Annotated in this window: 19 protein-coding genes and 1 pseudogene; 8 read left to right on the forward strand and 12 right to left on the reverse strand. The window is 64.3% G+C overall.

What is annotated here, in order from left to right; all coding sequences use genetic code 11:
* Positions 1–8: 8 nt before the first annotated feature.
* Both DX905_RS16110 and DX905_RS13225 read left to right on the forward strand, forming a co-directional pair.
* On the forward strand, positions 9–167 hold the full coding sequence (locus tag DX905_RS16110) for a hypothetical protein (RefSeq protein ID WP_162875619.1): 159 nt from the start codon (positions 9–11) through the stop codon (positions 165–167).
* The gene (locus DX905_RS13225) at positions 164–1,474 is read left to right on the forward strand and encodes a hypothetical protein (protein ID WP_116091763.1); all 1,311 of its coding nucleotides are present in this window, start codon (positions 164–166) and stop codon (positions 1,472–1,474) included. Before DX905_RS16110 ends, DX905_RS13225 begins: the two co-directional genes overlap by 4 nt.
* A 703-nt stretch (positions 1,475–2,177) precedes the next feature.
* Here the strand turns inward: DX905_RS13225 and DX905_RS16405 are convergent.
* The gene (locus tag DX905_RS16405; RefSeq protein WP_338053758.1) at positions 2,178–2,531 is read right to left on the reverse strand and encodes an excalibur calcium-binding domain-containing protein; all 354 of its coding nucleotides are present in this window, start codon (positions 2,529–2,531) and stop codon (positions 2,178–2,180) included.
* 251 nt (positions 2,532–2,782) lie between these two features.
* Between DX905_RS16405 and DX905_RS13235 the strand changes: the two genes are divergently transcribed.
* The 4 genes from DX905_RS13235 to DX905_RS13250 all read left to right on the forward strand — a co-directional run bounded on the left by DX905_RS13235 (position 2,783) and on the right by DX905_RS13250 (position 6,982).
* Positions 2,783–3,163: a hypothetical protein gene (locus DX905_RS13235; RefSeq protein WP_162875620.1), complete on the forward strand. Its 381-nt coding sequence runs from the start codon at positions 2,783–2,785 to the stop codon at positions 3,161–3,163.
* A 758-nt stretch (positions 3,164–3,921) separates the two neighbouring features.
* A complete protein-coding gene (locus DX905_RS13240) occupies positions 3,922–4,926 on the forward strand; it encodes a PAS domain S-box protein (RefSeq protein ID WP_116091765.1) in 1,005 nt (334 codons plus the stop codon).
* 476 nt (positions 4,927–5,402) lie between these two features.
* Positions 5,403–5,972, forward strand: a complete 570-nt coding sequence (locus DX905_RS13245) for an RNA polymerase sigma factor (protein ID WP_116091766.1) — start codon at positions 5,403–5,405, stop codon at positions 5,970–5,972.
* Positions 5,969–6,982, forward strand: coding sequence for a FecR family protein (locus DX905_RS13250; protein ID WP_116091767.1), 1,014 nt, complete (start codon positions 5,969–5,971; stop codon positions 6,980–6,982). Before DX905_RS13245 ends, DX905_RS13250 begins: the two co-directional genes overlap by 4 nt.
* 68 nt (positions 6,983–7,050) lie before the next feature.
* On the opposite strand, the gene DX905_RS13255 is transcribed toward DX905_RS13250, so the two are convergent.
* Together DX905_RS13255 and DX905_RS13260 are read right to left on the reverse strand one after the other, a co-directional pair.
* A complete protein-coding gene (locus DX905_RS13255; protein WP_116091768.1) occupies positions 7,051–8,037 on the reverse strand; it encodes a helix-turn-helix domain-containing protein in 987 nt (328 codons plus the stop codon).
* Entirely contained in the window at positions 8,034–9,218 is a 1,185-nt protein-coding gene (locus DX905_RS13260; RefSeq protein ID WP_338053777.1) for a type II toxin-antitoxin system HipA family toxin, read from the reverse strand. Before DX905_RS13260 ends, DX905_RS13255 begins: the two co-directional genes overlap by 4 nt.
* A 1,013-nt stretch (positions 9,219–10,231) precedes the next feature.
* Here DX905_RS13260 and DX905_RS13270 point away from each other — a divergent pair.
* The gene (locus tag DX905_RS13270) at positions 10,232–12,763 is read left to right on the forward strand and encodes a TonB-dependent receptor (RefSeq protein ID WP_162875621.1); all 2,532 of its coding nucleotides are present in this window, start codon (positions 10,232–10,234) and stop codon (positions 12,761–12,763) included.
* 20 nt (positions 12,764–12,783) lie between these two features.
* Positions 12,784–14,868 carry an Atxe2 family lasso peptide isopeptidase gene (locus DX905_RS13275; RefSeq protein ID WP_162875622.1) on the forward strand — a complete coding sequence of 695 codons (2,085 nt, stop codon included), beginning with the start codon at positions 12,784–12,786 and terminating at the stop codon, positions 14,866–14,868.
* On the opposite strand, the gene DX905_RS13280 is transcribed toward DX905_RS13275, so the two are convergent.
* The 9 genes and pseudogenes from DX905_RS13280 to dctA all read right to left on the reverse strand — a co-directional run bounded on the left by DX905_RS13280 (position 14,865) and on the right by dctA (position 21,817).
* A complete protein-coding gene (locus DX905_RS13280; protein WP_162875623.1) occupies positions 14,865–16,526 on the reverse strand; it encodes an asparagine synthase-related protein in 1,662 nt (553 codons plus the stop codon). The genes DX905_RS13275 and DX905_RS13280 overlap by 4 nt on opposite strands.
* A 62-nt stretch (positions 16,527–16,588) precedes the next feature.
* On the reverse strand, positions 16,589–17,248 hold the full coding sequence (locus tag DX905_RS13285; RefSeq protein ID WP_116091774.1) for a lasso peptide biosynthesis B2 protein: 660 nt from the start codon (positions 17,246–17,248) through the stop codon (positions 16,589–16,591).
* A 48-nt stretch (positions 17,249–17,296) separates the two neighbouring features.
* Positions 17,297–17,419 (reverse strand): benenodin family lasso peptide, encoded by a 123-nt coding sequence (locus DX905_RS13290; RefSeq protein WP_116091775.1) that lies wholly within the window; start codon positions 17,417–17,419, stop codon positions 17,297–17,299.
* Between the two features lie 159 nt (positions 17,420–17,578).
* Complete coding sequence (locus DX905_RS13295; protein ID WP_116091776.1) at positions 17,579–17,779, reverse strand: hypothetical protein; 201 nt, start codon at positions 17,777–17,779, stop codon at positions 17,579–17,581.
* Between the two features lie 110 nt (positions 17,780–17,889).
* Complete coding sequence (locus DX905_RS13300) at positions 17,890–18,144, reverse strand: hypothetical protein (RefSeq protein ID WP_116091777.1); 255 nt, start codon at positions 18,142–18,144, stop codon at positions 17,890–17,892.
* 181 nt (positions 18,145–18,325) lie between these two features.
* A pseudogene (locus tag DX905_RS16310) lies at positions 18,326–18,610 on the reverse strand (type IV toxin-antitoxin system AbiEi family antitoxin domain-containing protein); the annotation flags it as partial.
* 54 nt (positions 18,611–18,664) lie between these two features.
* Positions 18,665–18,928 carry an AbiEi antitoxin N-terminal domain-containing protein gene (locus DX905_RS16315; protein WP_338053779.1) on the reverse strand — a complete coding sequence of 88 codons (264 nt, stop codon included), beginning with the start codon at positions 18,926–18,928 and terminating at the stop codon, positions 18,665–18,667.
* Positions 18,929–19,436: 508 nt separating this feature from the next.
* Positions 19,437–20,561, reverse strand: coding sequence for a YncE family protein (locus DX905_RS13310; protein ID WP_116091778.1), 1,125 nt, complete (start codon positions 20,559–20,561; stop codon positions 19,437–19,439).
* Complete coding sequence (gene dctA, locus DX905_RS13315) at positions 20,558–21,817, reverse strand: C4-dicarboxylate transporter DctA (protein WP_116091779.1); 1,260 nt, start codon at positions 21,815–21,817, stop codon at positions 20,558–20,560. Before dctA ends, DX905_RS13310 begins: the two co-directional genes overlap by 4 nt.
* Positions 21,818–21,822 lie beyond the last annotated feature (5 nt).

Here is a 21,822-nt window from a genome sequence, read left to right on the forward strand (position 1 = left end):
ATCTGGCCATGAAGCGCGATCACCTGCCGATGGGAGACCCCCGCATCGTTGACAGCAGGCAAGGTGGCACCCTCGGCGCAGCGATCTTTATTCTCATGACGATCGCGGTGGGCCTCCTCTGCCTGCTTTTGCTGCAGCTGGACCCATACGGACCTTATATGCAGTGACCGCGCGATTGCGCTTGCTGCCGCTATGGGTGGCGCTGCCATATCTGCTTATCACTTGGTTGCTTTTTCTGGTTGGACCCTACGTCTGGCCGGTCCGCGCATGGTGGGCGATCTGGATCTATATCCCGGTCGCCTTTGCCTGCCTCGCGTTCGGCTTCACCCACGGTTCGAAGGGCGAGCCCCGAGGGGAGGGCATGCCGAAAGCCAAATGGCTGTTCTACGTGGGCTCGATCGGCGCCCTTCTGCTGCTAATTCCCACAACGCTCACTTATACGGGAAAGCTTCCTTGGGCGCTGGGCGGGGCGCTGGATCAGCGTGAGGCGTATGCAGCACTCGCCGACCAGCTGGCCGCCACTGCCGGCGGACGCGGCCCCATTGCGCTGCTCCGGGCCCTGCTGGGACCATTCGTATTCTGCGTTATTCCCATGGCGGTCCTGCTCTGGAAGACCCCAAATCAGCGGATGACATGGCTCGAGCGCGCGCTCGCGATCGCCACGGGCATAATCGCGATCGATTTGTCTCTGCTGCGGGGCACTACAGCGCAGCTTGCCGATCTGCTGATCGTCATTGCGAGCGCAGTTCTGATCCGCTTGACACTGCATTCGCGGGGCGCGGGGCTGACGGCCGTATTCCGACACTGGAAGCTGGCGCTTTCAGGTGCCGTGCTTTTGTCGATGGTCGTCCTGGTTCTTGTCGGCCGAACGGAAGCAAGGCTTGGAGGTCGCAACATCGGCTGCATCGAGCGCAGCGGTGTGTGCGCCGATCTGTCTACCGGCGCTTATGGCCGGATGCCGGAATCGGTCGCATTCGGAGCCGCCGCGGTGAGCGGCTATTTCAGCCAGGGTTATTACGGGGTAGCTCTCGCAGCCGAGAAGCCCTGGCTGCCCACCTGGGGCGCGGGACACTCACCTGTCGCCGGGACTCTATTCGTGATGTTCGGCGGGAAGGAGCAATTCCTCAATCGAACCTACACCTCTCGCGCTAGAGCCGAAGGGTGGCCCGACGATACTCAATGGTCCAGCCTGATCACCTGGCTCGCCAACGACGCCAGCCTGTGGGGCGCCTTAGCCCTGCTGTGGGGGCTGGGTTGGTTATGGGGCCGCACATGGATAGATGCATCGCAGGCTGGTGATCTGCGGGCCGCAGTGTTGTTCTGCGTGCTAAGCATGGTGATATTTTACCTGCCAGCTAACAACTACGTCATGGGCACCTATGACGCTTATGCCACCTTGATCGTCTGGTGGGTGCTGTGGGGGTGGGGACGAGGCAGGCGGTCTAGCTCAGAAGCATACGCCCGTAGCCTTTGAAGGCTACTAGAAGATCGCCACGTTGAGACGCTGAAGTGGGGTATTGGAGCAACCCCGGGTCATGCTGCGAGACGCGCGGGTTAAACGGACCAAACTGTCCTTTCAACCGGGCAGTCAGCATGTTTGCAGCCCGTTCAACTCCATATCTCCTCTATAAAAAGCGTTCCCTTGTTATACTTGATAGTTTGCACGACGCCTTCCTGGACAGTGCGACTAACATCATAGCGACACGTGTTTAGTGGACGGGCCCGGCAAAGTTCACTCAGCTTTGCGCTGGCGGCGTCGACCTTGTAGTACCAACGAAACATGCCCTCCCCCGAAGTGGGAGTAGCCTTCCCGTTTTATCAAACGGTCGTGCCCGGCGACAGGAGCACAAAGAAGAGCGACCTGTATTTCCTTAGGCCACAAATAATTCCGGTAATACAAGTTATAACCTAGGAAAAGAGCGCCGACAGTAACGCTGATTATCACTATCGTGGCGAATCTAGACATCTTCATGATCTACCGCCCGTTGCCGGAATTTTAACGTCGCCGGCGCATTCGCCTCTTGAGCCGTTCGAGCACAAGAGAGACGGCGCCTTATGGGTAACTATTCGATTGTTGCCTAAAATGGATCAAGTTCTTGCCTTCTGGCGAGGAGTGCCAACCTGAACCACTCTCAAGCAGGACTAAACGCTAGCCGCTGCTGCTTCGCCTAGCGGGCCTACTCGCAGGCTACGCCATCACCATCGCGGTCAAGCTTTGGGGCGTAGCCTGGCTCCCCCATGCGGATAGGTGCCGCCCCTGCCGCTCGCGCAGCCGAACAGTTCTGATAGTAGACCGCCTGCTGCGTAGGCTGTGCGGCGATCGGCTCCTCTTTGATCGCCTTGGGTTGGTCCGTGCCGCTCTCTTCAGTGGTGGGCGTTGCTGCAACTGCCGGCGCTGACGGCGAGATTAGAGGTGCAGGGGCGGCCGGGACCGACGCGTTTTCGGAGGTGGTCCACCGGCCAAGTAGGAATGCAATGCCGATAGCTGCCAGCGCCCAACTCGTCGGCATCGTGCTTCGTTGCCGCTCCATGCCTTCCCCCCCGGAAGCGTTTCGCTCAGCATACTACTGACCATCCCAGTGTAAACGAGATGATCTAGTAAGGCAGCGTTGTAAGTCTGGAGGCTCTTCTATGCGGGATATATTCATGGAAAAGATCACGGTGCATACGAGCACCGCTTCATCGAGCGCCTCTTCGCAAGCAGGCTGAAAGCGGCGCCCGACGCTTCCAGCTGACCTCTTAGCAAACAGCTCTCAAGATAACCGACCGAAAGGAGGACGCGTTGACCACTGCCAGTAAGTCGGATGATCACGACGCAATGACCTTAGTCCAAATATACCTGTTGCTCGATGCGAGGGCGCGAGACCAGCGGGCGATCATGCTGGCATTCTTCGCCGGCGCCCTCGCCGCGATATCGGCGGCCATGCTCGGGGCCACCGGAGGCAATACTGCAATGGCCGTGTACGGGGCTCTAGTTACGGTCGTCCTGGCGTTCCTGACCGTGGGCCGCCAACGGCAAGTTAAGCGAACAATCGAACGCGCTGAGCGCGTGCGATTAAATCTCCTCAATCACGCTGACGTGCCGCCGATCGACGTTGATCTACCACGGATTGGCAGCTGGGCCTCACCGTTGGGGCGAGGGCATGGAGACGATATCGACTAAGCCCAGCCTAGCTTGCCGTTCGCCACAAGATGCCAGCTCATACAGGCGGCATCCGATATGAGCTTTGAGGAGTGGCGCATGGATAATTCTCGGCGTTCGAAAGTCCGCGTCGTACCAGGATTTGGCAGCTAGTGTGGGAGCGCCATAGGCCTAAGAGAGGCCTCTTCAGCTAATATCAACAGGTTAGCTGGTATGGAATAGCTCCCCGGGGCGCATCATTTCGATCTGATCGCCAGCGACCGTCAAGGGGGCTCTGGAGGAAGACTCCATCGATCTGCAGCGCGCAATCGAGGCCGCGGATGGGTTGGCGAGATAGTCTTGCGGGCTAAGCTCGGTCAGGCTGTGCGGGCTGTGCGGGGCGGGTGCAGGCCTGAGCCTAAACGGTTAGGTCACCAAGCCTGTAGCGACGGAGTGCGCCTTGATCGGTGAACGGGAACTCTGGGCCTGTGCGGATCAGGTGCTTAGGCAGGACGGCGACGGAGCTGCCCAGTTCCTTGCCGATCGCATCGCGCACCTTGCCATGATGGCGTCGCGGCGTGGGTGGCGATTGCCGGCCGTATCGACCGCCTGGCTGATCAAATCGGCGCGGACCGGCTGCGGCACTGATGACATCGACGCGTTCCTCGGCTCTGCGCCTGCCTTTAGATACAGACGAACTGGCGGCGGCGATCGGGGCCATACGAACGTACATTTGCTAGCCGCATCGCTGTGCAATTGCTAGGATCTCGCCGCGCGAGGCTATTGGGATAGCAGAGAAGATGGTCTCCAACGCAATTGACCGGATGGAGCCCACAGCCAGGGCGCTCCTGGCGGCAGTGCTCGAGGGTTCGGATGACGCCATCGTGAGCAAAAGCCTCGATGGCACCATCCTGACCTGGAACCATGCGGCCGAGAGGCTCTTCGGACATTCCGCCACGGAGGCGGTCGGGAAATCCATCTCGATCCTCATCCCCGAGGATCGCCAATCTGAAGAGCGCGAGATCATCGAAACCGTACGGCTCGGTCGGCGATACCAGAAACTCGACACTGTCCGCCGGGGGAAGGACGGCGAGCTCATCGACCTTTCGCTCACCGTTGTACCGGTCCGTGCTGAGACCGGTCAGATCGTGGGCGCTACCAAGATTGCGCGGGATATTACCGCGCTGCGCGATGGCGAGCGCCAGGCCTTGTTGGCCCGCGAGCTCAACCATCGCATTAAGAACCTTTTCGCGCTGGCCACCAGCCTCGTCTCGCAAAGCGCGCGCGAGGCAACAACGACCGCCGAGCTGGAGACTATTCTCAATGCGAGGCTTGCCGCTCTCGCGCGTGCCCACGATCTGACTTTGCCGGACCTGGGCGACGTGACGTCCGAGGAGCGGACGACCAGCCTGTTGTCGTTGTTGAGCGCGATATTGGCGCCCTATGGCGAGGCGCCCAATGCGCGGGTCGATGTGGACGGGGACGACGTAGAGCTCGGGGGGAGGGCACTAACCTCCCTGGCGCTCCTGCTCCATGAACTTGCGACCAACGCCGTGAAATATGGTGGGCTGTCGAAGCCCGAAGGGCGCCTGCGCGTCGCCGTGTCAGTGGGTTCGAGCTTCGTCCACCTCGCCTGGATCGAGCGCGGCGGCCCGGTGCCGGCACTTCGCGGAGGACCGGAAGGCTTCGGCAGCCATCTTGAGCGCGTCTGCCTCAGGGGATTGGCCGCCACGCTTTCGAGACGCTGGAATCCCGAAGGGCTCGAGGTGGATTTGGAGATCCCCGTCGATCGCGTTCGAGAATAGCATCCACCGCTGCCGATCGCCCGAGCAAACCCGCGGCAGATTTTCAAGTTCTAAGCCTGACCTGCGTCGCGCCGCTGGCGACTACTGGCAGCGAGGCTTGCCCATGCCGCCTTGCAAGCGTCTAGACTTGCGGGAAGCCGTGGAGCGAGCAGGGACAGCGCCAAATTGGCGGCAGCGCCAATCCGGCTTCGATGAATGTTGTATCTTCGGCGGATTGTCATAGAATCGCCGGCGCGCCGCAATTCAAGTGGCGTCGAGGCGTGAGAACCTCGCTTGATTGGTGTAAGTGCCCTGCGCGACATGCGGCCGGGTGGCTGACGCGCATGTCCAGGCCGTTCGCGGCTAAAGGCGTCGGCGCGTGGCTGATCAAGCACGTTCTCAACACCCGGCTTTCGCCGGCTTCGCCTCGCAGCGGAGCGGTGTGATGATCGATCTATTTACACGATCGGGTGGAGAAGGGCGGGAGGCTCGTGGCGATGGCGTCTAGGCTGCCGCCGGCCCGCCTGCGCGCGGACGATCCGCTTCCGCCCGAGGACCATTTGCCGGCGCCCGGCGGCGATACCGTCGCCAGCCTCTACCGCACCCACGGTTCCAGCCTGACCAAGTTGCTGCGTCGCCAGATGAGCAGCGAGCGCGCGCCCGATCTGCTCCATCACGTCTTTGCGCGCTTCCTCGGTCTCGCGCCGGAGAAGCGTGCGGCGATCAAGTCGCCGGAGGCATATCTCACACGGTCCGCCTGTAATGCCGTGCGCGACCAGCGCAGGCAATCGCACCGCCAAGCGGCTGATCGGCATGTGCCGGAGGAAGAAGCGTGCCTGACGGCGCCATGCCAGGTCGCCGCGCTGGAAGCGCGCGACATGCTCAACCGGATCGAGGCGGCGATCCAGAAACTGAAGCCGATCACGCGTGAGATTTTTCTCGCACACCGTCTGGACGGCTATACCTATGCTGAAATCGCCGACTGGACGGGACTAAGCGTGAAGAGCATCGAGAAGCATATGAGCCGCGCTATCGCCCATATCGACCGGACGCTCAGCCGGCGATGAGCCCGACCGAGGAGTTCGGGGAGATACCCGAGCCGACCCGTCGGGAAGCGGCGGACTGGTTCGCACGAATGCGTTCGCCCGAAGCCGCAGCGTCGCGCCAGGCGTTCGAAGACTGGTATAACGATCCGGGCAACGCCCGCGCCTACGAGCAGATCGTGGGGCGGTGGGAGCAAAGCGCGTTTATCGGCGCGACGCCGACCGGCCGTTCCCGCTATCTGCCGCGTGCGTCGCTCGCCGCAAGGCATCCGGCCTGGGCGATGGCAGCGGCGCTGATCGCGGTCGCGGGCGCGACCGGCCTGATCGTGGCGCGCTTCCGGCCGCATTCCGCCCCGACTGAGATCGCCGAGGTGGCAAGTTCGCAGCGGTTCGCAAGTGGAGGAACGTTGCGTGAGGTGGCGCTGGGAGACGGTTCCCACGTCACGCTCGACCGAGCAAGCCTGCTGCTGGTCAGCTATAGCGATAGCCGTCGTGCGATGCGCCTGGAGCAGGGAAGGGCGCGGTTCGACGTCGCGCATGATGCCGCCCGCCCGTTCGTCGTCTCGGCGGGCGCGGGTGAGGTCACCGCCCATGGCACGCTATTCGATGTCGCGCTGCGGGGAGAGGTTGCGACCGTCACCCTGCTGCGCGGCACGATCACGGTTGCAGGGCGCAGCGCCGCGTCACCGCCACGATGGCTGCGCGCCGGGCAGCAGATCGTCGTCACCCGCACCGGCTCCGCCTTGGAGACGACCGCGGTGGCGCCGCGCACCGCCGCCTGGCTGCCGCCCATGATCGAGGTCGACCGGATGCCGCTCGAGCAGGCAGCCAGCGAGATCGGAGCCGGCGCCAAGCAGCGCATCCGCTTCGTCGGGACCGTCGGCGCGCTGCGGATCACCGGCGCCTTCCGGGCGGGCGATCTCGAGGCGCTGGCGCGGGCGGCGGCCGCGATGTTCGACCTCAGGCTCGAGCATGACGCCTCCGGCGACTACATCCTGTCCGTCGACCCGTCCCGGGGCGTCAGTACGCATTAAGGCGTACCTGGAAATCGCGGAAACCGCGATGGAATGGCTGTGTTAGCTGAGGCAGCGCGAACGCAGCATCACGGGTTTGCTCGGATATTCTTGAGGAGGTCCTCGATCTGCCCGGCGAAAAGATCCGACGGGGGATCGAAGCCGTCAAATCGCTCGTACAGTGGGCGCAATAGGCCTTCGATGATCTGCGGCAGCTGCGTGCCGATTTCGCCGATGCTCGTCGTGATAGCGAGATCGACGCTGTCGCTGCGGGCCCGGTAGCGTTCGCCTAGCGCGAAACGCAGCAGTGGCTTCGCCCAGGTGAAAAGCTCGCGCCCGGCCAAACCGGTGTACCTGCCGACGAACCGGATTTTCGTGTCTGTGTCGCCGCCCAGCTCCCGCGCCAGCCAGGCCGCGTGCAAAAGCACCTCGCTGGTCCGAGAGATCGGCAACGTCAGATCGAAGATCGATCCAGGCTCGAAGTCGAAGCCGTCTTCCTGATATCCCCGCTGCAGATAAGCAGTGCCGCCTCGCGAGATCTGCCAGAAGTCACTGTGGCCCGGATCGTCGAAAACCTTGTCGGCGTCCGGCTTCCCGATCCAGCATTCGATCAGGCCTTCCCGGATTGACGGCTTGATCGAATCCTTCGTCGGCACCCAGAACGGTGTCCAACCGGACGTTTTCGGCGCCGTGCTCAATATCTCCCGCAACTTGGCCAAGCTCGGAAGCCGCTCTACCCCATCGATTCCGTAGGATTGTTCGCTATGGCCCTCCGGTTGGCGGGACGGGTTGTCAGGGGGCAGATCTTGGATGAGCTCGGTCCAGCGGATACGCGCATCGTAGATGAACGACTGAAGGCTGTCGGTCCGCCCTGATTGCACGAACAGTCCCAGGGAATCGAGGATCGCCACGATCCGTTCGAAACGCAGGTTGATATCGCCCTGCTCGAACGCGTTGACCGTGGGCACGCTCACCCCGGCAAGCGCCGCGAGGGTGCGCTGGGTAAAGCCTTCCTGCTTGCGGCGTTTTACCGCCTCGTCGACGACGGCGCGCCAGTCGATCGGCCAGTCGCTCATGCCAGAATCCTGGCTGCATTCGCGTGCACAATGTCGCGATATCGGATGCGAAAATCGTCCGGTTGAACCTGTGACGGAAAGGCGAGCACCCTTGCGTTGGCAAAGGACGCTGCCAATCGGTCCAGAGTCTGTTGCGCGGTTTTGGCGGTTAGCCCGATGTCCGTGCCAAGCTTCTCCACAAGGACGCGATCAAGCGCTTCGAACTCGCGCTTTTGGCCACCGATCTCGAGAGCGGCGTCGCGCTCGTAGCCCGAATAAACAAGCGTGTTCACAAGGTCGTAGGCTGGGCTCAGCCGCAATCCTTCTGGGCGCTCGAGCAGCGAGAAGTTCTTCAGATGGGCGTCTGCGTTGCCGATCACCAGATTAAAGACGACGAGATCGAAGTAGCGCGCGAGGTCGATGCGCGCACGCGCGGAATAGTTCTCAATGGCAGTGGCGGCTTCCTCATAGGAGGAATCATATTTCCCGTCGAACTGGCGACCGCGCGGCCTTTTTAGGATTTGTGCGAAATCCTCCAGTCTGAGTAGATTGCCTTCCTGTCGGTCGAACCGCTCGACCAGCAGTGCAATGCCCTCGATGCCTCGCAATGTGGCTGGGCTTGCAACCGTGACGCGATCCTCGCCGAGTATCTCCCGTGCCAACCGGAGGGATAAGTCCTCGTTCTGGACGAGCGTCTCCAAATCGGGCCGGTTGAACTTCGCAATGTGGCTCGCAGGGTCGGCGTGCCCGAGACAGGGGCGAAAGCCTCGGTCGTCACGCCAGGCAAGCAGCTTCTTCTGGACCCCAGACAGGGTCTTCCCCGGCACAACCGCCGCCTCCTCGACGATATCGCTCGATGGCTGTGCATGGTCGGCCAACTTTTCGGCGGGTCTGATGCCGACCGCGCCAACGCAGTCCTCGCCATATTGCAGGAGAAGGCCGAAATCGTCCTGTTCCGCAGTTCCGCCAGCCTTTGCTTGCCGACCACGGAGCCATCCTTCGGGTGCAAGGTGCTCGAAGAACGGGATAAGCCCGCCGCGCCAATAGTGATCCCGCGTCTCAATTGGGAGGGCGCAAGCGATCGGCTCCTTCCAATCGTCGTGGTACAAAAATCGCGTATCGGGGATAGCGCCACCGCCTATCTCGCTAAGCGTGCCCGCCTGGTGGCCCTTGAATGTAACGATGGCATGGCGGTCGGGAATAGTCGCTTCCGTTCAATCTTTATATAGCTTAGCCCCACAGGAGCATATAAAATAAATCTATCTTTATCATTGATACGATCGCGCTGCAATGCGGTATGTACATGCCGGCGTTCATGCCCACGGTCGTTCAATATACGCACATTCCCAACAGGGTCGCCCGGTCATAACCAATGTACATGGAATAAGCCACAGGTCATCTCGTTATATTGCTGAACATTAAACAAGACGAGACGCTAGCGCTCGCTCGGGACGCCCATAACAACCGCCCTGTCATTGCTTGCCTCGACAATCGAACAACAGTGCGGCGTTCAAGATGAACGAATTTCCGCTGCCAGATGCGGGGCTTGTGGATCAGCAGCAACCCTGACCTCCGCTGCGCTGCCGGCAGCGTAGCCGATGGCTGCGGCGTCTGCTCGCGAGCTCGGCCTGGCGTTCGGCCCTGCAGGACGAATTTACGCCGTCACCTTGGCTGCAGCGTTTACGCTGGCTCGGTCCGCCGTCGCTTCGGCGTTGAGCGCCATCTCGTCCCAGATCGCGGCAGAGCGCTCGTACATGGCTCTGCGGTTTGGCAAATCAGTCTTAGCTGCGAGTAGCCGCTCCCTGGCAGCGCTTTTGCGGTACGAATCCGAGATGCTCATGTAGTCCTATTTGAGCAACTGCGCCGAAGGACACAACATCGCTACGGTTGGCGGCGGCGATCGTTGGTTGCCGTTGGAATGGATGACAACCCATCCAGGATAATCGAACCGCCGCCCCGGGGGGAATCCCTTTCGCGCCGGCGCGGGTTTGAGAGGGGCGTCGAATAGGGGTGGGGCCGCCTCTGAACGGGGAACGTCTGGATATTTAAAAGCACAATAGCTTCGGGGAGATACGAAACGATTTCGAGCCTCTCTCGGCGCCTGAAGAAAAACGGAGGGTGAAGCCGCTGCGTGTCGTCTGACCTCCTGCGAACGCCCTCGATGGGCGCGCAGGGGAGAGAAACGATGGGGGTATTTCACTGCAGGCCGATAGTCTTGGCCGGGTCCGCTTTGTTGCTGGCGAGCGCGTGCGCGCAGGCGCGGCGGCCGGGTGCTGTCACTTTCGATCTACCGAGCCAGGATCTGGGCGCGTCGCTGCGTGCGGTCGCCGCGCGGGCGCATCTCAACGTCGCCGCGCCGTCCGACCTGGTCGCCAACCGGCAGGCGCCCGCTCTCTCCGGGGACTATACCGCGGCCGAGGCGATCGACCGCCTGCTGGAAGGCAGCGGTCTCCATGCCGAGCAGACCGGCAGCGCGATCATCGTGCGCGGCGATGCGGCCCATGCCGCCGCCGGCCAGACCTCGATCGCGCAGGATGAAGTCGTGGTGACGGGCAGCCTGATCCGGGGCGCACCGATCGCGTCGCCCGTCATCCGGACGACCCAGGATGAGATCCGCAATCTCGGCCGGACCGACCTCGGACAGGTCATTCGGGAGATTCCGCAAAATTTCGGCGGCGGCCAGAATCCCGGCATCGGCCAGCCGGTCCCGTCGGCGAGTGGTGCCGATATTGGCGGCGGCTCCGCGCTCAACCTGCGCGGGTTGGGCAGCGATGCGACGCTGACCCTGCTGAACGGCCATCGGCTTGCTTATACGGCGGTCTTCCAGAGCGTCGATATCTCCGCAATCCCGGTGGACATTCTCGATCGGATCGAAATCGTCCCCGACGGGGCATCGGCCTTATACGGCTCGGACGCGGTCGCCGGCGTTGCCAACATCATCCTCAAGCGCGACTTCGATGGTCTTCAGCTCAGCACGAGCCTCGGCAAGGCGACCGAAGGCGGAGATTTCGAACAGCGCTACGGTGCAATGGGCGGCGCCAGATGGCCGACCGGCGGACTGATCGTTGCCGTGGAACATGGCCGCAGTAGCGAGATCCGCTCGGAGCAACGCTCCTATGCCAAGGACAATCCGGGGCAGACGCTGTTCCCGCCGCTGCGGCACGACAGCGCGGTCGCCACCGGCCATCAGGCGATCGGATCGGCGCTGACACTATCCTTTGACGCGCTCTACAATGATCGCAGGGCGAGCAACGACTATGTCTACGCGCCGCGCGGCGATCCCTCCGACAGCCATGGCACCTGGCGCAGCAAGGATCGATCGGCCGCGGTGGCACCGACGCTGGAATATGCGGGCGCGCAGTGGCGCGCGCGGCTCGTCACATCCTACGGCTGGGAAAAGGTCGATTATTCAGCAAGCGAATGCGATTTCGGCGTGTGCGGGCCGACCGGCAGCGGCTATTACCGCAACCGCGAATATTCCGCCGAGCTCGGCGGCGATGGCGATCTGTTTAGCTGGGCGGGCGGCACGGCCAAGCTGGCGCTCGGTGGCGGTTACCGCGGCATCGGCTTCGAGCGCTACAACGGGCCTGACGCCGCCAATCTCAACACGCGGCACACGCAGGACAGCTACTTTGCTTACGGCGAGGTCAGCCTGCCGCTGATCGGCAAGGCCAATGCCCTGGCCTTCCTGACGCGCGCCTCCGTCAGCGCGGCGCTGCGCTACGAACGCTATCCCGGGATCGGTCAGATCGTCACGCCCAAGCTCGGCCTGATCGCCGGCCCGACGCCCGATTTCGATCTCAAGCTGAGCTGGGGCAAGTCGTTCCGGGCGCCCACGCTCTACGAGCAATATCAGCCGCGCTCGGTCTATCTCTACGAGCCGGCGTGGGTCGGCCGGCCCGAGGCGCCGGCGAATGAATCGACCCTGGTGTTGCTGGGCGGCAACCGCGCGCTCAAGCCCGAGCGGGCCACGACCTTTTCGGCCACCTTCGACCTGCACCCGCGCGACACGCGCTTCGACCTTGCCGCCACCTTCTACCGGGTGTCGTACCGCAACCGGATCGTCGCTCCGATCCGCTTCCTGTCCAATGCGCTGATCGATCCGAGCTACGCGGCGCAGGTCACCCGCAACCCGACGGCGGCCGAGATCGCCGCGACGATCGCGAGCGGAGCGACCTTCCTCAACTATACCGACGCCGCCTTCGACCCGGCGATGGTCGACGCGATCATCGACGACGGCAATATCAATGCCGGCCGGGTCGACGTGCGCGGGCTCGACCTGCTGGTGAGCTACGTCCTGCCGATCGGCCGGCACGCGATCGCGATGAGTGGCGACATCGGCTATATCGCCAGCGATCGGCGGGTGACGATCGACGCGCCGGTCGAAACCTTGGCCGGCACGATCTTCAGCCCGCCGCATGGGCGCGGGCGGGGCACGGCATCGTGGCGCGCGGGGCCGGTCACGCTGACCGGAGACGTCAATTATACCGGCGGGGTGCGCGACACACGCGGCACGCCCAACCTCCTGATTGGCGGAATGACGACCGTCGGGCTGACCGCGCGCTGGCGGATCGCCGCTGCGTCGCGCTGGCTGGACGGCTTCGACATGTCGATCTCGGCGCAGAATCTGCTGGACGCCAAGCCACGCACCATCGTGACCCGGTCACCGCAGGACCTGCCGTACGATTCCACCAATTATTCGCCGATCGGCCGCTTCCTGAGCATCGCCGTCCGCAAGACGTGGTGAGACAGCCAATGCGACCGGTCATGCGCGCGATCGCGCTCTCGCTTGCGCTTGCGGCGACGGGGCAGGCGCGGGCGGCATGCGACGTCCTGCCGCCCGTCGCCCCGACGATCTCAAAGGCACGGCGCGCGGTCACCGCCGCCGACCTGATTGAGATGCGCGACGTCGGCGATCCGGAGTCGGCCTCCTTCTCAAGCCCGAGCCCGTTCGGGGTCGCGCCCGATGGCCTGCAGGTCGCTTTCTACGTCACGCGGCCCAGCCTCGCGGACAATAAGATATGCCGGGCGTTGCTCCTGCTCGATCTCTCCGGCCGCACCCCGCCGAAGATCCTCGACCAGGGCGGCGACAATATCCTGCTCGAGGACCCGAAATATGGTGCGCTGGTCAAGCCGGGCTCGCCGGCGGTCGTCACACCGGCATGGTCGTCCGACGGCCGCTGGCTCGCCTATCTCAGGAGCGATGGCGGGGTGACGCGCGCCTGGGTGACGGCGCCAGGCGAAGCGGACGCGCGCAGCATCAGTCCTCCCAGGCTCGACATCGATCAGCTCGGCTGGACCGCCGATGGCCGCCTGATCATCCATGGCCGGCCCGGGCTTGCCGCCACGCGTGCGGCGATCGAGCAGGAAGGCCGATCGGGCTGGCTCTATGATGCGCGCTTCTGGCCGAATATCGGCGCGCGTCCCTTGCTGCCGGCGGACCTGCAGGTCGCTTATTCCGTGATCGAGCTTCCCTCCGGCACGCTACGCCCCGCCACCTCGACCGAGATCGACGCGTTCCAGCTGCGGCCCGAGCCGGGCGCGCCGGCCGAGCCGGTGGCGGAGCAAGCGGGACGGCGCGCCTTCACGGTCCTGGAAGCCCCCTCGCCGGTGAGCGCGCGCCGGCTACGCGTGTCCGCGGCGGGGCGGCCTGATCAGGTCTGTCCGGACGCCGCCTGTGCGGGCCGCATCCTCAACCTGTGGTGGCGGCGCGGCGCGGTCATGTTCATGCGCCGCGAAGGCTGGAATCGCGAGGCGATCGCGATGTACCGGTGGCGCCCTGGGCGCAGCCGGGCGATGCGGCTGTGGCGCACGACCGACGTCCTGCACGGCTGCGTCGATGTCGCCTTGGGCCTGGTGTGCACGCGCGAGAATAGCATCACGCCGCGCTCGGTCGTGCTGCTGGATCCGCTCAGCGGCCGATCCAGGCTGCTGTTCGCACCCAATCCCGAATTTGCCGGCATTCGGCTGCCCGCGGTCGAACGGCTGCACTGGAAGAATGATCGCGGGCTGGAGGCATGGGGTGATCTGGTCCTGCCGCCCGGCTATTGTCCGGGCCAGCGGGTCCCGCTCGTGGTGACGCAATATCGCAGTGTCGGCTTCCTGCGCGGCGGGGTCGGCAACGAATATCCCATCTTCCTGTTCGCCGAGCGCGGCATGGCCGTGCTGAGTTTCGAGCGGCCGCCGGATGCCTTCACGCTGGCACTGCAGCTTTCGGACTGGAGCGACCTGATCGCTTTCGATCAGAGGGATTGGGCGGACCGCAGGAGCTTCCTGTCCTCGCTACTGCGCGGGATCGACCAAGTCATTGCCCGCGGCGTGGGGGATCCGGCACGGCTGGGCATTACCGGCTTGAGCGATGGATCGACCTCGATCTCCTTCGCGCTGGTCAACAGCCGCCGGTTCGCGGCGGCCGCATCGAGCACCTGCTGCATCGACCCCAATACCGTCGCGACCTATGGCGGCATCGGCTGGTCGGATTTCATGCAGCAGATCGGATATCCGCCCGCCACCCGGCCGGATCCGGCGTTCTGGGCGCCGATGTCGATCGCCCAGAACGCCCGCCGGGTGACGACCCCGTTGCTGCTTCAGTCCGCCGATAGCGAATATCTGCTCGCCCTCGAGACGTTCGAGGCGCTGCGCGAACTCAAGCATCCGGTCGAGCTGTATGTCTTCCCGAACGAGTTCCACAACAAGATTGAGCCGGTCCATCGCGCGGCGGTGTTCGAACGCAGCCTCGACTGGTTCGACTTCTGGCTGCGCGATCATGAGGTGGCCGACCCCGCGAAGGCCGCGCAATACCGGCGCTGGGAAGCGATGCGCGCACAGCGCGTGCCGCCCGACCCCAATTAAAGCCGGCTCCGGACCCACGCTTCGGCGTCGACCAGATCGAGCACGAGCGTGAAATCATACCCTTTCGCGAGCGCGGCGTCATCGACGGCGGCGCGCAGACGGGCGCGGTCGATCAGCCCGGATCCGGCCAAGTGGCCGTCCAGCAGGAGCGCGCGGATCTCGGCCTTGCGCTGCTCGAAGATCGTGGCGATGAAGGCGTCGGGAGAACCTTTGGAGCGCCGGTTGATCACGTCTTGCGGCAGCCGTTCGGCAAAAGCGGTGCGGGCAATCGCGCGGTTCCGTCCGGGTGCGAACCACAGGTCGGTCGGCATGGTGAGGCAGGTTTCGACCAGGGGTTGCGTCATTAACAGCGGGACGCTGGGAATGAGCCGGAGCGGATCCACGGTCTCGACCAGCGACAGCGTCGGCGCGAGCAGAGCCACGTGCGAGGCCTTGCCCGGCAGGATGTCGGCGGGCGGGTCCTCCCATGGGTGGCGCTGATAGGGGGTCTCGCTCGGTCCCCCGGTCAGGAAGTCGAAGCGCAGATTGCCGGACTGGATCGGCCTGCGCTTGCGCAGCGCCCGGCGTGCCGCCATCGCCATGACCCGCCACCGGCTGGCGCCGGCAAGATCGGCGAGCGCGCCCGCGCTGGCGCGGAAGCGGCCGTTGGACCGAAGCAGGCAATCCGCGACCGGCGCGACCGACAAATAGCCGTAAAACAGATTGTCGCCGCCGCCGCCGTGATAGATTGCCGTCGCGTCCATGCTGGACGCGAGCGCGACCGCGCAGCGGTCGAATTCCTGATAGAAGAGGCGCTCGCTCGGCCTCGGCAAATGGCGCGAGGTCGAGCGCTGCAGGTCGACGCGGGCCGGATCGGGCACGATTTCATGCCACGGCACGTGGAGCCGCTCGGCGACCGCGGCGGCATAACCGCTTTCGTCTCCGCCGGCGCCGGCGGGCCGAAAGGTGAGGCAATCGAAATGTCGACCGGCCTGCCGCAGGCTGGCTGCGGCGATCGAGGAATCGATGCCGCCCGACAGCATCAGCACACCGCGATCGTAGCGCGAACTCATCGCCTTGACGCTGAGGTCCACCGCGCCGCGCAGCCGCGTGGCCGCATCCCAGGGCGGCACCTCGGGCAGGCGCGCGAACGTCCAGGGGCACCATATTTCCTCCAGCGACGTCCGTCCGCCCCTGATCGTCAGGCGGTGGCCGCCCTGGAGTTCGTGTACCCCGTTCAGGCAGGTTCGGCTCCGCCGCAGGTCCGGCTGGAGGAGATGCAGCCGAAGTCCGGCCCAGTCGATCGCCGGCCGCCGCAACCCGGCTTCCTCGAGCAGCGGCAGGTCGGAGGCGACCCATGTCAACCCGTCTTGCTGCGCCCACAGGCATGGCAGCATCCCAAACGGCGCGCGCAGGATGTGCCACGCCGGTCGCGCCGGGTCGGGCATGATCGCGAGGTAGCTGCCCCAGCAGGTAGCAGGGAGATTGCGTCCCCCACTCGAGACGCAGCTTGCCTGCTTGATCGCGTCGAATTCGGCGCAGGGTTCGGTTTGCCCGCGCAGGAATAGCCGACCCAGCAGCACCCCGTCTGTGAGCGGGAAATGGCGCAGATCCTCTTCGACGAGCAATGTCGCGCCGTCGCCGTCGAGGACGGTGGCCAATGTGCTGTACGCACCCAAGCGAGCGCATGCGGCCGCGCGCCGGGCCCGCTCTCCGAACAGGGCGATAAACCGGTCCGGCATCAGATGACCAGGATCGGGGTATAATGACACACATTGTCGATGCTGTCATTGACGAGGGCATCGCCGAACTGAACCCAGCAATGGGCCGAGAAAGGGCGCATGTGAACGCCGACGACGAGACTTGCCGGAATGCCTCGCGCGAACAGCGCGCGCGCAACTGCGAGCGAATGGGCGAGGCAAAAGTCATGCGTTGTGGCGAGCGTGGCGGCGCGCCGGAAGGCGGCAGCGACGTCGGCGGCCGCCTGCTGCGCGCCGGGGCCGCGAACATGCCGCTTACGCCGGCGAAGCGCGTGCAAGCTGGCGGCGAGCCCGCCGTGCCGCAGGCGCCCGCGTGCCCAGGCAAATTGCGCAGCCGCCTGAACGGCGCAGGTGAGACCGGCCCGATCCGCGGCATCGTAGAGGCTATGGCGGGCAGGGGTGGGCGGTCGACAGGACAGCGGGATGGCGTCGCTGGCGTCGGCCCGCAGGATGCCGCGATCGACCAGTCCGGCGAGGTGGGCGACGTCCCGATCGGAGAGATCGGACCCGGCAATCAGCCCCAGGAGGCTCCCCTCGGCGGCGGCAGACAGGCAGAAATAGCGGTCGCGCGCGCTGTCGAGGAAAATGCAGCGCTCATCGACGCTGCAGAAGGACAGGCCTGGGGCGAGAATATAGCCCATCGACACGTTCGGTTGCGGCGCGCGGCACCGGCCGCGCGCCGCTGCCGGTCAATCCTCGACGAGGCCGAGTTCGAAGCGGCCGAGCTGCACGTCGCCCGGCTTGCCGCCCGGGCCCTTGGTCTCGACGCTCGCGGCGCCAAGGTCGATCAGCTCCTCGTTGATGCGTTCCATGATGGACTCCTTTCCGTGCCACGCCAATGTGGCAGGGCAAAGTCTCGCGCCGGCGGGTGCGTGTCCGAAGTTTATTCGCCGCTGATATGCGGAAAGTTTCCAGGGCGCGATCGCGCCAGCGTGGGCGGCAGTCCCGTCCATCGGCGGGTGGCCTGCCGCTCACGCCTGCAGCGTCACCCAGATGGTAACCGGCGTGACGAACGTTCCGGGCGGCGCCTTACCGACCTCGACGCGCTGCACGGTGACGCGCTCGCCATTAGCCAGGTGAAAGGCCGTTCCGACGAACGGCATTCTGCCGAACATGTGCGTCTGTATCTGTTGGCCCGTGGCGACATCGATGATCGCGGCTTTGATGCTCATCGCGCACGCATAAGGAGGCAAACCTGCGGCGTCGACGCCCAGGTGGGATCGGCGGCAGAATCCTGTGCGGTGCTTGTCGTGAACGTTGCTCGTGGGTTGCGGTCTGGCGGCTAGTCGCGGTCGAGGCACGTCTCGAGCGATCGAAGTTGCTCAGCGAACTTGGCCGGATACTCCCGCTGCAGCCGTTCGACGTTGAGCAATTTCCAGCGCACCGCCGGAAGCTCGGCAATCGCGGGTTCGAAGCCGATCGCGGTCCGATCGGGGCCCACCTGGTGGAAGGAGGTAAGGAAGCGGCGCTCGCGCGCATTGTCGGGCATCACCCCGATCAGTAGGCCCACTTGGTCGGCATAGCTCTCGGCGCTCATGGCTCAGGCGCCGTCGTCTTCCCCGCGAAGTCGCGCGGCACGGTGATCTGATAATGTTGATCGAGCCGTCCCCCCGCCACAATCTGGCGTATGCCACGCCCGAGGTCGATCCGCGCGCGCGGTGCTTGGCCCAGCCACGGTCGTGCCGGTCGGTAAAAAGGAGGAAGAGCCGCTTGGCCCTGATGCTTGCGCAGTGCTCGAGCAGGCTGGAGAGGAGCTTGGGCCGCAAGGTCGTCAGGCCCTCGAACACATTGTCCGCATGTTCGAAACCGAGCGTCGCGCCGACCGCTTCCATCATCTCGATCGCGGCGCGCTCGGCGCTCGCGGTGCGCATGAAATAGTCCCACGGCTCGTGTGGCACCGGCGAGGCGACGATGGCGCCCAACCTGCCGGTGCTGAATTCGAGCTGGTGCCATTCGACGCCTAGCTCCGGATCGGCGAAGAGCTTGCGCTTGTGGAGGATCAGCGTTGCGTCGGTCGAGAGCGTGCGGAGCCAGGAAGGTGCCGTAGCTTGCGGATCTTAGAGATGTACAATGCGATCGGCGCCCAGGCGCGCATGATGTCCCTGACCCAACAGCTCGAGCGCCGTCAACCCACCCACATAGAAAGTCGGCATAGCGATCCGTTGCGCGGATACGATGGCGATATCCCAACGGACTTGGCCCCCATCCGAGCGGGTCGATGAGCGCCGATAGACACGTGGGGCCGTCAGCTCGAGCCAGCCGCGTCGGACATAATCGTGGATCGATGAGCGGAAATGCCCTGTGCTTGGACCACGCGGAATCGACCACCAGGCCGGGCGGCAGGCTGGTCAGCATTTTGTTTAATGGGGAGCTTTTTTCTTCGTTGATGTCGAACATATCAAAGGACTTATAAACTCACTTCAACGTGTAGTTCACCAATCTGAGATTTTGTTCGGCTACCGCGAACGGACTGTCGTTTCGGTAAACTAGGTGATCCGTAGCTCTGCCCCTCCCAAAATTTGCTCGTCGTCAAAGACTCGGGTTGGTCCGGCGGTATGGTGCCCACGCCGCATCGCGGTTTTCCGGCTGTGGTGAGGGTCCCAAGACCTAAGCCGCTGTAGAGCTTGGCCCCGCGGCACGGCCATTTGCTGGCTGATTTACACCGAGGACCGGCGGCCAGCTTTCATGTTGCTGCAACCTAGCACAAAAAAGGCCGGAACCGGAGTTCCGACCTCAGTGGGCCTGAAGGGAGGCTGGCTTCCTGTGTGGCGGCGCGTCTGCACGATGGCCAATGCCATTTTCGAATGAATCAATGCCCGAAAGTGCGCGCTACCTGCCACCGACAGCGAGCGCGGCGGGAGGCGCCGCCGTCCGCAGGCTGGCCGACCGGCGAAGATGAGAACCATCGAAGCGAAACAGATCGATCCGCCGCTCGACATTGGACTGAACGAGCAAAGTACGTGAATTCGCAGTCCAGGCAATGCCCTGGCCCCACCTGCCGACCGTTGCCTTGGCGACCCGCATCAGATGCGATCCATTGATCCGCCAGACCTGGACCTCACCATAAGCGCGATAATCGGCTGAGGCGGGTGAGCCGTTCGAGCCGGCATTGACGTTGACCGCGATATGGCGGCCATCGGGCGCCATGGCGATCCCCTCCGGCGTGAGCCCGACTCCGGCCGTATCGACGACGCGCGGCGTGGGTCCGGCGAGATCGATCAGACTTATCGTATCGATGTCGTGGCCGCCGCCGCCAATGTTGGCGACAACCGCAAAGCGGGTTCCAGCCGCATGGGACAGGCCGTACGGGCGTAACCCGGCGCGTATGCCTCCAGCATCGAGGCGCATCCTATTGCCCTCAATGTGAAGCGTCGAAAGGAGATGGTCGCCATCCCGCGATATCAGCGCGCGTGTACCCTGATCGTAAAAGATCGGTTGGGCGGGGGCGCTATGCACGTCACCGATCGTGAGTGTTTGCCTCAGGCTGACAATCGTGCCGGCGATGGTAAACAGCGAGATGGAGCCCTCGCTGCGGTTGGCGACGAGCGCATGGGTGCCGCTGGGATCGATCGCTATGCCGGAGGCGCCGGCGCCCGCCCGCACCGTCGCCAAGACCCGTGCTGGACGGGCGCGCAGATCGACCACCGTGAGGCGGTCGTCCGGAACGAGGCTCGCGGGATCGGAGGGATCGATCCGACGGGAGGACGTGACCAGGGCAAGGCTACCGTCGGGCGTGATCGCCACGCTCGATGGCGGCCCGATGACGCTGGCCGGAAGTGGAATTTCCGAGACGATCCTGGGAACGCCCGCCAGCGCGATTAGCGAGAGCATGTCGGGTTTTGGGCGCGGCGGTACCCTTTGGATGCCATCTACCAGTACCTGCTTGCCATCGCCGACCGACACTGCGACTTCGGAGGCGATCGGCGTGATGAGCGCCAAGATGAGAGTGATCATTCCACTCGTTCCCGTGCGGTGAGTTGACGACGGGCTTGCGCCAGATCGATCGCGCCGTCCCATCTCGCGACAGCCACAGTGGCAACGCAATTGCCGATAAGATTGGTCACCGCACGCGCCACGTTGAGGAAGCGATCCACCCCCAGCAGCAAGGCGAGCCCGGTGACGGGTATCGATGGCATCGCGCTCAGGGTTGCCGCCAGCGTGATGAAGCCCGCGCCGGCTACACCCGCAGACCCCTTGGACGTCAACAACAGGACGCCCAGCACGACCAGTTGATCTCCCAGGCTGAGATGTACGCCGGTCGCCTGTGCCACGAAGATCGCGGCGATCGCGAGGTACAGGCTCGTGCCGTCGGCGTTGAACGTATAGCCAGCGGGGAGGACCAGCCCGACCACCGGCTTCTCGATCCCGAGCGCCTCCAGCTTCTGCATCACGCGTGGCAGGACCGCCTCGGTCGAGCAGGTCCCAAACACGATCAATATCTCGTCGCGGAAATAGCGCAGCAGCCCGATCAGCGGCAGTCCGACGATGCGCATCACCATGCCGAGCATCACCACGACGAACAGGACCGCGCTGCCGTAGAGAACCAGCACCAGCTGCCCCAGCGATAGCAAAGAGCCGATCCCGAACTTGCCGACCGTATAGGCCATGCCCGCCGCCGCGCCCAACGGCGCGAGTACCATGATCGCGCCGATCAGGCGGAACAGGATCTGCAGCATCTGGTCGATCAGGTCGACTACGCCGTTGACCTTGGCGCCAAGGTGGCTCGCGGCGACCCCGATCATGACCGCGATCAGGATCACCTGCAGCATAGTGCCGCCGGTGAAGGCGCCCAGCAGCGTGTCGGGGATGATATTGAGCAGGAAGGGCACGATTCCCTGCTCGTGCGCCGCGCCGGCATAACGCGCGACCGCCTCCTCGCTGCCCGGTGCAATGTGGGCAGAGATGGCGCTGCCGGGCCTGAAGATGTTGACCGCAGCCAGCCCGATCAGCAGCGCAAACGTCGATAATATCTCGAAATAGAGCAGCGCCTTGGCCCCGACCCGGCCGACCTCCTTGAGGTCGCCCATGCGCGCGAGCCCGATGACGATCGTGCCGAAGATGATCGGCGCGAGCAGCATTTTCACCAATTTGATGAAACCGTCAGCAATCGGCTGCAGCGCGGTCCCGAAGCTGGGTACTACAAGGCCGATCACTGCGCCGATCGCGGCGCCGATCAGTACTTGGACCCACAATTGACGGAGGGTGGCCACCTACC

The sequence above is a fragment of the Sphingomonas crusticola genome, from assembly GCF_003391115.1.
Lineage (GTDB): Bacteria > Pseudomonadota > Alphaproteobacteria > Sphingomonadales > Sphingomonadaceae > Sphingomonas_I > Sphingomonas_I crusticola.